This is a genomic window from Kitasatospora sp. NPDC058218 (assembly GCF_042882445.1).
Lineage (GTDB): Bacteria > Actinomycetota > Actinomycetes > Streptomycetales > Streptomycetaceae > Kitasatospora.
Genome location: NZ_JBHVWC010000003.1, coordinates 149,316 through 163,607 on the forward strand (window position 1 = coordinate 149,316; position 14,292 = coordinate 163,607).

The window sequence follows — 14,292 nt, forward strand, 5'->3', positions numbered from 1 at the left end:
TGCCAATGAACCCTGACCACGGCGCAGCGGCCGGCCCCGGCACGGTCACCGGCCCACCCGACCCCGACCCGATCACCGCTGCCCTCCCGGTACCCGGCACGCCTGCCTCCGAGGCGGTGCGCCCTGGCCGGCGGGGAGGTCGCTGGCTGGTCGTCTGCACGGCGCTGGTCTTGGTGGCAGGCTGCGCCGCAGCGTACCTCGCGGTCCGCCCCACGGGAGACAAGCAGGTAGCCGGCACGGCCCGGCCGACGACAGCAGCGGTCACCAGAACCGACCTGGTGGAGCAGGACAAGGACGACGGGACGCTCGGCTTCGACGGCTCCTACACGATCACCGCGGGCTCCGGTTCCGGTTCCGGCACGGCGGGTGGCGGCCAGTCCAGGACGTCCGGTGCGTCGAACGCGGGTGCCAACGTGCTGACGTGGCTGCCCGCTCAGGGACAGACCATCGAGCGCGGCCAGCAGGTCTACCGCGTGAATGACAAGCCGGTTCCGCTGCTGTACGGGTCGGTCCCGTCCTGGCGCGACCTGAACGTGGGCGTGTCCGACGGTGCGGACGTGCAGGAGCTGAAGGAGAATCTCAAGGCCCTCGGCTACGGCAGCGACCTGGCCGACGACAAGCACTTCAGCGATGCCACCGCCCAGGCGGTCAAGAGCTGGCAGAAGGCTCAGGGGCGGTCGCAGACCGGCACGGTCGCGCTCGGGGATGTCGTGGTGGAGCCCACCGCGATCCGGGTCGCCTCCGTCACCGGGACGGTCGGCGCCCCCGCTTCCGGCGCGGTGCTGAGCGCCACCGGTACGGACCGGGTGGTCAGCGTGAACCTGGCGACCGGAAAGGTGGCCTCGGCCAAGCAGGGAGCGGCCGTGCAGGTACAGCTGCCCGGCGGCACGACGACCTCAGGTCACATCAGCGACGTCGGCACCGTCGCCACAGCCCCCGACAACGCCGGCAGCGCGGGCCCGGCAGGCAACAACCGGGCCGGCTCCGGCACCGACAACGTCACCATCAAGGTGAAGGTCACGCTCGACCAACCCGCGGACGTGGGCAGACTCGACGGGGCACCGGTCACGGTGCTGTTCACCAGCGACGAGCACAAGAACGTGCTGGCCGTACCGGTGACGTCGCTGCTGGCCACCGTGCAGGGCACCTACGCCGTCCAGGTCGTGGCCGACGACGGCACCACCCGCCTGGTGCCCGTCACGCTCGGCATCTTCGCCGGTGGCAACGTGGAGGTCATCAGCCCGGACCTGCACGAAGGCATGAAAGTGGAGGTCCCCTCCTCATGATCCCCGTCATCGAACTCGACGGCGCCGGCAAGTCCTACCCCGGGGGCGTACAGGCACTGCGCGAGGTCTCCTTGCGGGTATGGCCCGGCGAGCTGCTGGCCGTCGTCGGCCCCTCCGGGTCCGGCAAGTCGACGATGCTGCAGCTCATGGGAACCCTGGACCGGCCAACCGCGGGACACGTCAGGGTGATGGGCCACAACGCCGCCCGCCTGACCGACCGTCAGCTGTCAGCCGTGCGCTCCCGCTGGATCGGCTTCGTCTTCCAGCAGTTCTTCCTCACTCCGCACCTGAGCGCGGTGGAGAACGTCGCCACCGGGCTGCTCTACCACGGCGTGCCACGACGCCGCCGCCGCTCCCTCGCTGCCGAGGCGCTGGGACGCGTGGGCCTGGGCCACCGGCTCGCCCACCGGCCCCACGAACTCTCCGGCGGTGAACGCCAGCGCGTGGCCATCGCCCGCGCCCTGGTGGGGCGGCCCGCGATCGTACTCGCCGACGAGCCCACCGGAGCGCTGGACTCCGCCTCCGGCACCCAGGTGATGCGGCTGCTGCACGAGCTCAACGCCGACGGCACCACCATCGCCGTCATCACCCACGACCAGTCCATCGCCCGATCGCTGCCCCGCCGGGTCGAGATCCTCGACGGCCGCATTCGCTACGACAGCGAACCACTCGACCCGATGACAGCCCCGGCGGCACTGCCCCCGCCGCGCTACGAGGCCAGGGAGGCGACGTGAACGCCGCACCGTCCCGGACCGGGGCACCCGCCCCACTACCGGCGTCCGGCCGCCTCAGCCCCGGCGACGTCATCCGTGTCGGACTGGTCGGAGTCCGCGGGCGCCCGCTGCGCGCGTGCCTGTCCGCCCTCGGCATCGCGATCGGCATCGCCGCGATGGTCGCCATCCTCGGCATCACCGCCGGCAGTCAGGCCCAGATCGAAGCCCAGATCGCCAAGGTCGGCACCAACCTGCTCACCGCCACCACCGGACATGACCTGTTCGGAACCAAGTCCGAACTGCCCACGGAATCCGCGACCATGGTGAGCCGGATCGCACCCGTGCGCCAGGTCTCCGCCGTGGGCACGGTTTCCAACGCCACCGTGCACCGCAACGACAAGACCGACCAGCGCGACACCGCCGGCATCGCCGTCCAGGGCACCCGGCTCGACCTGCCCGCCACCATCGGCGCCACGATCGCCAAGGGCACCTGGCTCAACGCGGCCACCGAGCAATACCCCGCAGTCGTCCTCGGCTCCGTCGCCGCCGACCGGCTCGGTGTCCACAGCCCCGGCACCCCCGTCTACCTGGGCGGCCAGTGGTTCACCGTCGCTGGCATCCTGAGCCCCGTCACCCTCGCCCCCGAGATCGACCGCTCCGCCCTGATCGGCTGGGACGCCGCCGCCAAGATCGGCTTCGACGGACACCCGACCACCATCTACGTACGCTCCGCCGACGAGGCGGTCAACGACGTGCACGACGTTCTCGCACAGACGGTCAACCCGCAGCACCCCGACCAGGTGAACATCAGCCGCCCCTCCGACGCCCTCACCACCGCGCTCGCCGTCAAGAACACCTTCAAGCTGATGTTCCTCGGGCTGGGAGCGATCGCCCTGCTGGTCGGAGGTATCGGAGTCGCCAACACCATGGTCATCTCCGTGCTCGAACGACGAGCCGAGATCGGCCTGCGCCGGGCCATCGGAGCCGGCCGCGGCCAGATCAAGCTGCAGTTCCTCACCGAATCCGTGGCCCTCTCCGCCCTCGGTGGCATCAGCGGCGTGGTCATCGGTCTGGCCGTCAGCGTCGGCTGGGCACTCAACCAGAACTGGCCCGTCACCATCCCCACCCAAGCCGTCCTCGCCGGCGTAGGGGCCGCCGTCACCATCGGAGCCCTCGCCGGCCTCTACCCGGCAACCCGCGCTGCCCGCACCTCCCCCGCCGAAGCACTCGCATCCAGCTGACCACCACCGTTCACCACACCCGGTGCTCCTCACGCGGACAAGCAACTCCCCGGTCTCAGTTCTGGTCTCATTCACCACCGTCCGGCCAGGTTCAACGACTGGTCAACAACCACCTCCGCCGCAGGTCAGCACCGGTACGGACGCCGGTGAACTGCATTCGAGAGAATTGGAAAGCGTGTTGGGAGCAATCCCTCACGAGTTCGAATCTCGTATCCTCCGCCTCTGCCAGCCATGGCAGCTCGAAGGCCCCGACCGCCCAGCGGTCGGGGCCTTCGTCGTTCCGTGGCTGCGGCTTCCGAGACCCGCCGGGGAACGGCTGACTGCACAGCCGCGTCCGGCCGGCGGGCTCCCCGGCCGGGCCACTGCAATCACGCCCGCCGCCGAGCTCGACCACGGCGGGCTTCACGCCCTCGCCGCGGCGGTCGCGCGCTCCCGCCGAGCGCCTCGACCACCTCGGGCGGAACTTCCAATCCCCGCATGGCCTCGGGCGGCTCGACGAGGGTGCGAAACCTCACGACGTGCTCCCCTACTCCGCGTAGGGCTGGTCGGTTCCCTGGGCGCTGTGGCCGAGGCTCCAGACGTAGCCGTCCGGGTCGGCGAAGGTGCCTCCGTACCCGCCCCACGGCAGGGCGCCGGCGGGCTTGAGGATCGTGGCGCCGGCCTTCCGGGCCTCCGCCATCACCTCGTCGACCCGCGTCTCACTGCGGACGACGTAGGTGAGGACCAGCCCGCTGAAGCCGCTGCCGTCCGTGCTGGTGCCCACCTGGTCCGCAAGGCCCGCTGTGGGTCGGGCGGGAGTCAGGACGGCGTGGGGCGAGCTACGCCGCGGTCTCCCAGGCGAAGCCGTCCGGGTCGGTGAAGGTGTCGGCGGTGTTCCCGAGGGCGATGCGGTGCGAGCCGGTGCCGTCGGCGGGGACGCCGAGGTCCTTGGCCAGGGCGCGGCGCTTGTACAGCGCCAGCTTGACCTCACCGGCCCGGCCCGGGGTGAACTCGGCGTACTTGCCGCCGAAGCTCTTGGCCACGGTCAGGCCCCGCTCGACGTAGAACTGCTTGGTGGCCTTCACGTCCTCGACGCCGATCAGCAGGACGACCTCGTCGATCTCGCGGGTGGCGGGGCCGGTGTCCTTCTTCGCCGAGGTCGCGATCTTCCAGATCGTCCCGTCCGGGGCCTGGACGACGCCGCCGTAGCCCCACAGCGACTTCGCGGCGGGCTTCAGCACCGTGGCGCCCGCCTCCACCGCCGCGGCGACGAAGCCGTCGACGGTGGCCGGCCCGGACACCGTGAGCGCCAGGGTGAAGCCGCGGAACCCGGTGGAGTGGGCCTCGGACGCCCGCAGGCGTACGTACGCGTCCACGCCGAAGGCGGTGTAGAAGCGGTGGGCGGCCTCGGGATCGGCCACCTCCAGGACGACGGACGCGAGGGACATGCGGGCTGCGGTGGAAGCGGTGGTTGCCATGACCATCACGCTAGGGGCTGCGCGGCGGCCGGGGCTTCTCGATTCCTGACCGGTCTCGCGACCTGCTTCGCCACGCACGCCGGCATCCCCACCACCGTGATCGGCGCGCCCGCGCCACCGGCCGCACCGGCGGCGTCGGCGTCGGCATCGTCGGCGGCCACATCCAGCGCCTGGCGCCGGAAAGCCCCGGGCGGCATGCCGACCAGCTCGGTGAAGCGGGTGGTGAACGTGCCCAGCGACGCACAGCCGACCGCGAAGCAGACCTCGGTGACGCTGAGGTCGCCCCGCCGCAGCAGCGCCGTCGCCCGCTCGATGCGACGCGTCATCAGGTACGAGTACGGCGACTCGCCGTAGGCGGCCCGGAACTGCCGGCTCAGGTGCCCGGCGGACATGTGCACTTCGTGGGCGAGCGCCTCCACGTTCAGCGGCTGCGCGTACTCCCTGTCGATCCGGTCGCGGACGCGGCGCAGCCGCGCGAGATCCGCCAGGCGCTGCGCCTGGACGCGTGCGCGCCGCCATTCGGACTTGCACATGAGAGCCCTCCCCTTTGTCGTTTCGTCTGCCGATGCCATCGACGTCTTCGAGCGCCCGGAGTGCGGACCGGCCCGTCGGACCCGACCCGCCGGACGGCGGCGAGACGGAGTCCGGGCTCACGGCCGGTTCGACGAGGCTCGGCGTACGCGGCTCTGGCGGGTGGCCGGCAGGGCAGGCACGTCCGCCTTGGTGCGGCGCCGCGTTCCTCACTGCGCCGCCGCGCTCCTCATCAGGTGGTCGCGTTCCTCATCGGGCGGTCGCGATGGCGGCCCGCATGGCCGCACCGGTACCCGCGGGGCTCAGCGCAGCTCCTGGATGCGGACCAGGTTGCCCGCGGGGTCGCGGAAGGCGCAGTCGCGCACCCCGTACGGCTGGTCGGTCGGCTCCTGGACGACCTCGGTGTCACCGGCCTGCACCTTCTCGAACGTGGCGTCGAGGTCCGGGGTGGCGAGCAGGATCCAGCCGTAGGTGCCCTTGGCCATCATCTCGGTGATCATGCGCCGCTCGTCCTCGGTGATCCCGGGATCGGCAGCGGGCGGCGCCAGAAGGATCGACGTGCCGGGCTGGCCGACCGGGCCGACCGTGATCCAGCGCATCCGGCCCTGCCCGACATCGCTGCGGACCTCGAAGCCGAGGACGTCGCGGTAGAAGGCGAGCGACGCGTCCGGGTCGTCGTGCGGGAGAGCAGTCGTGTGAATGGTGATGTCCATAGTGGGCAGGCTAGACGCGGCTCCGTGGGCTGCGCTTCTCGAATCCTGCTCGATTCCCGCTCGATCCGGACGCGTCGGGACGTTCGCAGGCATGGCACCCCTGAAGCGCATGCTTTCCGCGACAGCGCACCCGACGTCCCGTCAGCGGCCCTCCAGCGGCAGAGGGGAGGCTCAGTGGGAGCAATCCCTCACGAGTTCGAATCCCGGCTCTTCGGACTGCCTTCTCCCCGCGCGTGTCCCGGATCACAGGGCGGCTCACCCGGCGGGCGAAATGCCCCGGGCGCCGGAACGGTTGGCAGCTGCAGGCATTCAATGCACGTGCAGATACCGTCTGGTAACGAGGAAGATCCATGACCATCACCGCGTCCTCCGCCTCCCGCGCGGCCGAGATCCTCTCCCGGCCCGTCGCGCTGAACGGGCTGACCGTCCCGAACCGCATCGTGATGGCGCCGATGACGCGCATGTTCTCCCCGGGCGGCGTCCCGGGCGAGGACGTGCAGGCGTACTACGCCCGGCGGGCCGCCGCGGGTGTGGGCCTGATCCTCACGGAGGGGACCTACGTCGGCCACGAGTCGGCCGGGCAGAGTGACCGGGTGCCGCGGTTCCACGGCGAGGAGCAGCTGGCGGGCTGGGCGAAGGTCGCCGAGGCGGTCCACGCGGCCGGCGGGACGATCGTGCCGCAGCTGTGGCACATCGGCATGGTGCGCAAGCAGGGCGAGCCGCCCTTCGCCGACGCCCCCGCCGTCGGCCCCTCCGGCCTGCGCGTGGACGGCACCGAGGGCACCGGCAGGGCGATGACCCGGGGTGACCTGGACGACGTCATCGGCGCCTTCGCCGAGGCCGCCGCGGCCGCCGAGCGCACCGGCTTCGACGGCGTCGAGCTGCACGGCGCCCACGGCTACCTCCTCGACCAGTTCCTGTGGGCGGGGACGAACCGACGGACCGACGCCTACGGCGGCGACCACGTCGACCGCACGAAGTTCGCGGCCGAGATCGTGGCCGCCGTCCGCGAGGTCGTCTCGCCCGACTTCCCGGTGATCTTCCGCTACTCGCAGTGGAAGCAGGAGGTCTACGACGCCAGGCTCGCCGAGACCCCGGAGGAGCTGGAGGCGGTCCTGGCTCCGCTCGCCGCGGCCGGCGTCGACGTCTTCCACGCCTCCACCCGCCGCTACTGGCAGCCGGAGTTCGAGGGTTCGGACCTCAACCTGGCGGGCTGGACGAAGAAGCTCACCGGCCGGCCCACCATCACCGTCGGCTCGGTCGGCCTCGACGGCGACTTCCTCCGCGCCTTCGCGGGCGAGGGCGCCCCGGTCCAGGGCATCGACGACCTCCTCGACCGCCTGGAGCGCGACGAGTTCGACCTGGTCGCCGTCGGTCGCGCTCTGCTCCAGGACCCGCAGTGGGCGGCGAAGGTGCTGTCGGGCCGGTTCGACGAGCTGAAGCCGTACGACCCGGCGGCCCTGAAGACCCTGAGCTAGGGGCCCCACGCCGAGGGGGGAACGCCGCAGGCGGAAGGCCCGGACCGTTGCGACGGTCCGGGCCTTCGTCGTCTCACGGGTGGTGCGGTGCCCCCGGCGGGCGACGGGCGACGGCGGGTCAGCGGGCCGCGGCGTCCGTACCTCGGGAGCCGCGGAGGAGGAGCCAGCCGGCGAGGGAGAGCTCCCAGACGAAGACCGGCAGGGCCGCGGCCGCACCGGGACCGGAGAGCTGCCCGTAGACCCCGAACCACACGGCCACGGCGGAGGCGCAGATCAACGGCCCGCCCACCAGCCCCAGGGCGGTGATCGCGCGCGGCACGACCCGGGCCCGGTGGAGGAGCAGCGCCAGCAGCAGGGTGTTGACGCCGAGGATCAGGTTGGGGCCGAGCAGGAACGTCCAGTCGTGGACCGCGACGAGCGCCCTGGCCACCGTGGCGGAGGCACCGGCGTCCGACGGCGCCGCGTCCCGGCGGAGCGTCACCACCGCGAGCACCGCGACCAGGCCGAGGACGATCACGACCGCCTCCAGCACCCGGGCGCAGACGTAGCCGAGGGCGATCCCCTCGTGCTGCCGCCGCAGCATCGGGAAGAGCGTCACCCCGGTGCCCACCACCGCCAGGGCCAGCACCACCTCGCACAGCGCCCCGAGCAGCACCCGGTTGTCGGCGCCCGCGCCGAGCACGTAGTCCGCGCCGTCCAGCACCGGGCCGTACAGCGCCACCCCGGCGATGGCGGCGACCTCGGTCACCAGGAACAGCACGCCCGCCGCGATGCCGTTGCGTCTGTCTGCGTTCATCCGGAGCTCCCCACCCAATCGAGGTGTACGGCGTACACCTGGTGATGACCATAGGCGTACGCCGTACACTCGTCAAGATGAACCAGTCAGCGGACGGAACGCGGCGGGCGCCGCTCAGCCGGGAACGTGTCCTGCGCGCGGCGGTGGCGTTCGCCGACGGCGCCGGGACGGACGCGATCAGCATGCGCAAGCTCGCCCAGGAGCTGGGCGTGGTGCCGATGGCGCTCTACAAGCACGTGGCCAACAAGGACGAACTCCTCGACGGCATGGTGGATCTGGTCGTCGGCGAGATCGGCCCGCCCGGCGCGGGCGAGTGGCGGCTCACGATGCGCGCGCACATCCTCGCCGCGCGCCGGGTCCTGCTGCGCCACCCCTGGGCCGCCGGTGTGATCCAGTCCCGCACCAGCCCGACCCCGGCCGTGCTCGGCCACCTCGACTCCATGGCCCGCCTGTTCCGGACCGGCGGCTTCTCCGTCGCCCTCACCCACCACGCGATGCACGCCATGGGCAGCCGCCTGCTGGGCTTCAGCCAGGAACTGTTCGACGACACCGCCGCCGACCCCGACCCGGCACTCCTCCAGCAACTGGCGCGCGCCTACCCCCACATCGCGGAACTGGCCGGAGCCGTCGGACACGACGCGGCCTCGACCGTCGGCAACTGCGACGACCAGGCCGAGTTCGAGTTCGCACTGGACCTGCTCCTGGACGGACTCGACCGCCTGAGGGCAGCCGAGGGACTCGGCCACGGTACGTAGCCCCGCTCGCCGGTCGTGGGATGCCCTCCGGACGGGCGGGTGGGCGGTGGGCGGGCGATGATGGAAGCCCCGGAAGCGCGGCGTTCGAGGCTCGGTATGGCGGTGTGGCACGTTCGGGACTTCACTCCGGACGATCTCGAAGCGGTGGTGCGGCTCGACGGTGAGAGCGCCACCACGGACCGGCCCGCCGTCTTCCGGCTCTCGGAACTCGTCGCCGCGCTGCAGGCGCAGAATCCGAGCGTCGTCGCGGTGGCCGACGGACACCTGGTGGGCGCGGCGGTGGGTCGGGTGGACGGGGGCCGGGCCTGGGTGCTGCGGATCGCGCTGCACCCCGCCTGGCGGAACCTGGGCCTGGGAACGGCACTGCTGTCCGCCCTGGAGCACCGGTTGCAGGACGCCGGGGCCAGGGTGGTCGCGGCCCTGTTGCCCGAGGAGGAGACCGGCGCCGCGGCCCTGGGCAACTCCGGGTTCCGCCCCCACCGCGGGCTGACGTACTTCGAGAAGCCGGAGGCGGTGAGCGCCCAGGGCGCGACGCTGCTGGCGACGCTGGGCGCGGTGGTGCCCGAGGCCCGCCTCTGGGGGCAGCTCACGGGGATGGCCGACGAGAAGCGGCTCATCGAACGGCGGCTGGTGCTGCCGCTCGCCAACCCCGAACTCGCGGACGCCCACGGGGTGGAGCCGCCGCGCGCGGTGGTGCTGTTCGGCCCCCCGGGCACGGGCAAGAGCACCTTCGCCAAGGCCGTCGCCGGCCGGCTGGGCTGGCCGTTCGTCGAGCTCTTCCCCTCCCGGCTCGCGCTGGAGGACGGGCTCGCCACGGGGCTCGGCCGGCGCTTCGAGGAGATGGCGCAGCTGGACCACGTGCTGGTCTTCATCGACGAGGTCGAGGAGGTCGCGGGCACCCGCAACCTCGCCGACCCCGCGTCGGTCGGCGTGGTCAACGAGCTCCTCAAGTCGATCGTGCGGTTCCGCGACCGGGAGGGCCGGCTGCTCGTCTGCGCCACCAATTCGGTGGCCGCCCTGGACCCGGCGTTCCTGCGCCACGGCCGCTTCGACTACGTCCTGCCGGTGGGGCCGCCGGACCACGAGGCCCGCACCGCCCTCTGGGTCGGTTACACGGCCAGGACGGGCACGGCGGCCGACACGGCCGCCCTGGCCGACGCCAGCAGCGGCTTCACCCCCGCCGACATCAGGCAGGTCGCCATGGCGGTCGCCCAGGCCGTCTTCGAACACACCCTCGACACGGGGGAACGGACCGAGCCCGACACCGAGGACTACCTGGACGCCATCCGGCGCACCCGGCCGACCGTGACCGAGGAGATGGCCCGGGAGTTCGCCGACCAGGCCATCCGCTACGGACGCACCTGAGGCCGGCCGCCCGGTGGGACCGGCCGGGGCGCTCCGGCGCCCTCAGGCGGCCCGGGCGGTGCGGCGGTAGCTGCCGGGCGGTTGGCCGTACTCCCGCTTGAAGGCCTTGGCGAAGGCGTACTCGGAGCCGTAGCCGGTCCGGGCCGCGACCGTGGTCAGCGGCGCCTCGGACTCGCGCAGGAGGGTGGCGGCGGTGGTCAGGCGCCAGCGGGTCAGGTAGGCCATCGGCGGTTCGCCGACGAGCGTGGTGAAGCGACGCGCGAAGGCCGCGCGGGACAACCCGGCCCGGCCGGCCAGGGCTTCGACGGTCCACGGCGCCGACGGGTCCTCGTGGATGGCGGCCAGTGCCGGGGCGACGGCGGAGTCGCCGAGCGCGGCGGCCCAGCCGGCGGCGGCCGCGGGCGGCTGGTCCTCGAACCAGGCGCGCAGGATGTAGAGGAGCAGCGAGTCGATCAGCGCCGGGACGATGCCGGCCGATCCGATCCTGGGCTTCTCCAGTTCGGTGCCGAGGAGTTGGACCGCCGCACTCAGCTCGGGGTGGCGGCCGTGCCGGGTGGGCAGGTGGACGACCTCGGGCAGTTGGCGGACCAGCGGGTGCGGACGGCCCTGGTCCAGGTGGTAGTTGCCGCACAGCAGGCTGGTGCGGGGGCCGTCGCCGCCGAGGGTGACCAGGCCGATCGGCGACCCCGGCCGGTACTGGTCGGGCCGCTCCTCCTCGGCCGGGGTGGTGGGATGGTCGGCGAGGATGTGACCGCGGCCGTCTCGCAGGAAGACCACGTCGCCGGGGCTGAGCGCGATCGGCTCCGCGCCGGGCGCGTCCTCCAGCGGGACCAGCCAGCACGTCCCGTACAGCACCACGTGGAACCCGGCGCCGGCGACCGGGGGGAGGCGCAGGCCCCAGGGGGCGCGGCCCTCGGTGCGTACGGACGTGGGCTGGCCCGTCCGCATCGAGCTCAGCGCCTCGGTCAGGATGTCCAACGCCTTCCCCCCGCTTCCCCGCACGTCCGACGCGTTCGGCCTTCCACCTTAGGGCCGCCCTCAGGCGACGGTCAGGACGACCTTGCCCTGCACCCGGCCGGACCCGACCAGCTCATGGGCCTTGGCGGCCTCGGTCAGCGGGAAGGTCTCGCTGACGTGCGGGCGGATGCGGCCCGCGTCGACGAGTGCGGCGATGGCCTCCAGCGAGGCGTAGTCGGGCTCGACCGAGACGCCCGCGAAGTGCCGGCCGGCGGCCTCGATCCGGGCGGCGAGCTCCTGGTTCCAGTGCTCCATGATGCTGACCAGGGTGCCGCCGGGGCGCAGGACCGCCAGGGCACGGTCGCCCTCGGACGAGGAGTCGAAGACGACGTCGACGTCGCGGACGGCCTCGGTGTAGTCGGTGGTCCGGTAGTCGATCACCTCGTCGGCGCCCAGGCCGCGCACGAAGGCGTGCTTGGCCTCGCTCGCCAGGGCGATGACGTGGGCGCCGCGGGCCTTCGCGATCTGCACGGCGAAGTGGCCGACGCCGCCGGCCGCGCGGTGGACCAGCACCCGCTGCCCCTCGCTCACCCGCGCCGCGTCCACCAGCCCCTGCCAGGCGGTGAGGGCGGCGAGCGGAACGGCGGCGGCGTGCACGTGGTCGAGCGTCGCGGGCTTGCGGGCCACCTGGCGCGAGGGGACGGCGACGTACTCGGCGTAGCCGGTGGCGGCGCGGGGGAAGAACGGCATGCCGTAGACCTCGTCGCCCGGCTTGAACCGGGCCCCCGGACCGGCCTCCTCGACGACGCCCGAGATGTCCCAGCCGACGCCGAACGGCGGCTCGCCGAGCAGCGGGTAGGCGCCCGAACGGACGGCCACGTCCACCGGGTTGACGGCACTCGCGTGGACCCGGACCAGGACCTCGCCGCCGAGCGGGGTCGGGCGCTCGATCTCGACGGTCTCCAGAACCTCGGGGCCGCCGAAGGACTGCTGGGTGACTGCGCGCATGGGAGGACTGCCTTCCTGGCTCGTCCGGCCCTCGTTCGGCCGGTTCCTGTTGTCCCCAACCCTAGGAAGATCCAACGAGCCGATGAATATCCTCCAGTCTTCGGAAGATGTCCCAGCGTCTTGCGGCGCGGGTTGCTCGCTCCTGCGGCGCGCCGCCCGGGAGTCCGGGCGGCGCCGCGTTCCGTGCCGCGCCCTCGCGTTGCCCTCGCCAGGCGCTCGCATTGCCCTCGCGTTGCCTCGCCCGGCGCTCGCCGCGCCCTCGCCGGGCGCTACGGGGCGAAGGCGTCGAGGGCGGTGTCCGCCGCCTCCAGCGCGGCCTCACCCACCGCCAGGGAGTCGTAGACGAAGTGGACGGAGGCGTCCTTGATCCCGCAGTAGCCGGAGATCCCCTCCCCCAGGGTGCGGGCGACCACCGCGTCCCAGCCCCGCTCCACGAACGCCTCCCGCTCGTAACTGGCCAGGCTGATCCAGAGCATCCGCTTCCCCTTCAGCCGGGAGCGGCCGCTGCCGTAGGCGAACCCGTGGTTCCACACCCGGTCGACCCAGCCCTTGAGGATCGCCGGCAGGCCGAACCACCAGAGCGGGAAGACCACCACGATCACGTCGGCCGCCTCGATCCGCCGCATGTGGGCGTGGACCTCGGCGGAGTACTCCTTGTCGAGGTCGGCCCAGTCCGGCTCGTCCGCCGGACCCGTCCGGGGGTCGAAGCCCTCGGCGTGCAGGTCGAGGAGGTCGACGGTGAGGCCGTCGGCGACCAGCCGTGCCTCGGCACGACGGGCCACCTGCGCGGTGAGGGAGTCCGTGCGCGGGTGGGCGAGGACCAGCAGGGCGTGCCGGCCGGGAGCGGCCCGGGCCGCGGTGGGCCCGTCGGTCGTCGCCGCGCCGGTCGCCCCTACACCGGTCAGTGCTGCGTCAGTCAGTGCTGCGCCGGTCAGTGCCGCGTCGGTCATCGCTGCGCCCCCAGCCGGACCAGCATCTTGCCGGTGTTGGCGCCGCGCAGCACGCCGAGGAGGGCCTCGGGCGCCTGCGCGATGCCCTCGACGACGGTCTGCTCGGTGTGCAGCGAGCCGTCGGCCAGCCAGCCCGCGGCCTTGCCGGTCCACTCCGGGAAGAGGTCGAAGTGGCTGCTGACGAGCATGCCGCGCAGCGTCACCTCCCTGGCCGCCACCTGGAAGAGGTTGTCGGGACCGGGCGCCCGTTCGGTGGCGTTGTACCCGCTGATCGCCCCGACCAGGGCGATCCGGCCACCGGTGCGCATCGCGCCGACGGCCGCCTGGAGGTGGTCGCCGCCCACCGCGTCCAGGTAGACGTCGATGCCCTCGGGAGCGGCCTCGGCGAGCTGCTCGGCGAGGTTGCCCCGGCGGTGGTCGACGGCCGCGTCGAAACCGAAGACGTCGAGGAGCTTCTTGGTCTTGTCGGGGCCTCCCGCCGAACCGATCACCCGCGACGCGCCCAGTTTCCGGGCCAGTTGGCCGGCCACGCTGCCGACCGCGCCGGCCGCCGCGGAGACCAGGACGACGTCGCCCTCGTGCACCGGGGCGGTCCTGGTCAGGGCCGCGTAGGCGGTCAGCCCGGTGGTGCCGAGTGCGCCGAGGTAGGCCTCCGGCGCGGCGGCGGAGACGTCGACGACGGTGGCCGCCGCGGCGTCCAGGACGGCGTACTCGCGCCAGCCGAGGAAGTGCGAGACGGTCGCGCCGACCGGAACGGCCGCGGACCGGGAGGCGATCACCTCGCCGATCGCGCTCCCCTCCAGAGCCGCGCCGAGGGCGAAGGGCGGGATGTACGAGGGCGCGTCGTCCATCCGGCCGCGCATGTACGGGTCCACCGACATCCAGGTGTTCCGGACCACGATCTGGCCCTCGCCCGGCTCCGGGGCCTCGGTGGCGACCAGTTCGAAGTTCGCGGCGGACGGCTCGCCGACGGGGCGCGAGGCGAGGCGGATCTCCTGGGACACGGTCATGGTGCTGTCCTCCGTGGGTCGTTGTGCGGTGG

The 14,292-nt window shown here is 72.9% G+C and carries 15 protein-coding genes; 6 read left to right on the forward strand and 9 right to left on the reverse strand.

Going from position 1 to position 14,292, the window contains the following annotated elements; translation table 11 throughout:
- Positions 1–5: 5 nt before the first annotated feature.
- From ACFVYI_RS02790 to ACFVYI_RS02800, 3 genes are read left to right on the forward strand one after another with little or no spacing between them, the layout of a single operon-like run.
- The gene (locus tag ACFVYI_RS02790) at positions 6–1,286 is read left to right on the forward strand and encodes a peptidoglycan-binding protein (RefSeq protein ID WP_387880807.1); all 1,281 of its coding nucleotides are present in this window, start codon (positions 6–8) and stop codon (positions 1,284–1,286) included.
- Positions 1,283–2,020 carry an ABC transporter ATP-binding protein gene (locus ACFVYI_RS02795; protein WP_387880811.1) on the forward strand — a complete coding sequence of 246 codons (738 nt, stop codon included), beginning with the start codon at positions 1,283–1,285 and terminating at the stop codon, positions 2,018–2,020. The genes ACFVYI_RS02790 and ACFVYI_RS02795 overlap by 4 nt, the downstream gene beginning before the upstream one ends.
- Positions 2,017–3,240 carry an ABC transporter permease gene (locus ACFVYI_RS02800; protein WP_387880813.1) on the forward strand — a complete coding sequence of 408 codons (1,224 nt, stop codon included), beginning with the start codon at positions 2,017–2,019 and terminating at the stop codon, positions 3,238–3,240. The genes ACFVYI_RS02795 and ACFVYI_RS02800 overlap by 4 nt, the downstream gene beginning before the upstream one ends.
- Before the next feature lie 526 nt (positions 3,241–3,766).
- Here the strand turns inward: ACFVYI_RS02800 and ACFVYI_RS02805 are convergent.
- The 4 genes from ACFVYI_RS02805 to ACFVYI_RS02820 all read right to left on the reverse strand — a co-directional run bounded on the left by ACFVYI_RS02805 (position 3,767) and on the right by ACFVYI_RS02820 (position 5,941).
- Positions 3,767–4,003, reverse strand: a complete 237-nt coding sequence (locus tag ACFVYI_RS02805; RefSeq protein ID WP_387880816.1) for a VOC family protein — start codon at positions 4,001–4,003, stop codon at positions 3,767–3,769.
- Between the two features lie 55 nt (positions 4,004–4,058).
- A complete protein-coding gene (locus ACFVYI_RS02810) occupies positions 4,059–4,697 on the reverse strand; it encodes a glyoxalase (protein WP_387880819.1) in 639 nt (212 codons plus the stop codon).
- Between the two features lie 5 nt (positions 4,698–4,702).
- A complete protein-coding gene (locus ACFVYI_RS02815) occupies positions 4,703–5,230 on the reverse strand; it encodes a helix-turn-helix transcriptional regulator (protein ID WP_387880822.1) in 528 nt (175 codons plus the stop codon).
- Positions 5,231–5,530: 300 nt separating this feature from the next.
- Positions 5,531–5,941 (reverse strand): VOC family protein, encoded by a 411-nt coding sequence (locus ACFVYI_RS02820; RefSeq protein WP_387880824.1) that lies wholly within the window; start codon positions 5,939–5,941, stop codon positions 5,531–5,533.
- Positions 5,942–6,291: 350 nt separating this feature from the next.
- Here ACFVYI_RS02820 and ACFVYI_RS02825 point away from each other — a divergent pair, with 350 nt between their 5' ends.
- Positions 6,292–7,419 (forward strand): NADH:flavin oxidoreductase, encoded by a 1,128-nt coding sequence (locus tag ACFVYI_RS02825; RefSeq protein WP_387880825.1) that lies wholly within the window; start codon positions 6,292–6,294, stop codon positions 7,417–7,419.
- A 118-nt stretch (positions 7,420–7,537) separates the two neighbouring features.
- On the opposite strand, the gene ACFVYI_RS02830 is transcribed toward ACFVYI_RS02825, so the two are convergent.
- Positions 7,538–8,215: a DUF4386 domain-containing protein gene (locus ACFVYI_RS02830; RefSeq protein WP_387880828.1), complete on the reverse strand. Its 678-nt coding sequence runs from the start codon at positions 8,213–8,215 to the stop codon at positions 7,538–7,540.
- A gap of 77 nt (positions 8,216–8,292) precedes the next feature.
- Between ACFVYI_RS02830 and ACFVYI_RS02835 the strand changes: the two genes are divergently transcribed.
- Positions 8,293–8,970 (forward strand): TetR/AcrR family transcriptional regulator C-terminal domain-containing protein, encoded by a 678-nt coding sequence (locus ACFVYI_RS02835; protein WP_387880831.1) that lies wholly within the window; start codon positions 8,293–8,295, stop codon positions 8,968–8,970.
- 96 nt (positions 8,971–9,066) lie between these two features.
- Positions 9,067–10,335 carry an ATP-binding protein gene (locus ACFVYI_RS02840; protein ID WP_387880833.1) on the forward strand — a complete coding sequence of 423 codons (1,269 nt, stop codon included), beginning with the start codon at positions 9,067–9,069 and terminating at the stop codon, positions 10,333–10,335.
- Positions 10,336–10,377: 42 nt separating this feature from the next.
- On the opposite strand, the gene ACFVYI_RS02845 is transcribed toward ACFVYI_RS02840, so the two are convergent.
- The 4 genes from ACFVYI_RS02845 to ACFVYI_RS02860 form a co-directional block, all read right to left on the reverse strand.
- Positions 10,378–11,313 carry an AraC family transcriptional regulator gene (locus ACFVYI_RS02845; RefSeq protein WP_387880836.1) on the reverse strand — a complete coding sequence of 312 codons (936 nt, stop codon included), beginning with the start codon at positions 11,311–11,313 and terminating at the stop codon, positions 10,378–10,380.
- Between the two features lie 60 nt (positions 11,314–11,373).
- Positions 11,374–12,300, reverse strand: coding sequence for an NADP-dependent oxidoreductase (locus tag ACFVYI_RS02850; RefSeq protein WP_387880838.1), 927 nt, complete (start codon positions 12,298–12,300; stop codon positions 11,374–11,376).
- A 269-nt stretch (positions 12,301–12,569) separates the two neighbouring features.
- Positions 12,570–13,250, reverse strand: a complete 681-nt coding sequence (locus ACFVYI_RS02855; protein ID WP_387880840.1) for an NAD(P)H oxidoreductase — start codon at positions 13,248–13,250, stop codon at positions 12,570–12,572.
- Complete coding sequence (locus tag ACFVYI_RS02860; protein ID WP_387880842.1) at positions 13,247–14,260, reverse strand: NADP-dependent oxidoreductase; 1,014 nt, start codon at positions 14,258–14,260, stop codon at positions 13,247–13,249. Before ACFVYI_RS02860 ends, ACFVYI_RS02855 begins: the two co-directional genes overlap by 4 nt.
- Positions 14,261–14,292 lie beyond the last annotated feature (32 nt).